1 protein-coding gene is annotated in these 405 nt (G+C 40.7%); it reads left to right on the top strand.

The genetic code is table 11. From position 1 onward, the window contains the following. Nucleotides 1-405, top strand: a 405-nt coding sequence (locus E4U03_RS13275; protein ID WP_428835083.1) for a hypothetical protein, incomplete at both ends; no start/stop codon positions are given.

Raw genomic sequence — 405 nt, 5'->3', positions numbered from 1 at the left:
GTCTACATCATTGAGGATGACTATTTGGCGGATTTCGATTCTAGTCATAGCCTACCTTTACACTATCTTGATACAGATAATCGTGTCATCTATATAAAATCTTTTACACCGACACTCTTTCCTGCCCTCCGAATCGGTGCAATCAGCCTTCCTAACCAGCTACGTGATACCTTCATCAAACATAAGAGTCTAATCGACTACGATCCCAATCTTATCATGCAAAAAGCTCTCTCGCTCTACATTGATAACGGCATGTTTGCACGGAACACACAGCATCTTCATCTTATTTATCACGCTCAGTGGAATAAAATAAAAGATTGTTTAGAGAAATACGCTTTGAACATCCCGTATCGAATTTCCAAAGGGAGCGTGACCTTTCAGCTAAGCAAGGGGATTCTTTCTCCT

Source organism: Rothia nasimurium (assembly GCF_004569295.1).
In the GTDB taxonomy this organism is placed as follows: Bacteria; Actinomycetota; Actinomycetes; order Actinomycetales; family Micrococcaceae; genus Rothia; species Rothia nasimurium_B.
This window is presented reverse-complemented; position numbering and strand designations above follow the sequence as displayed.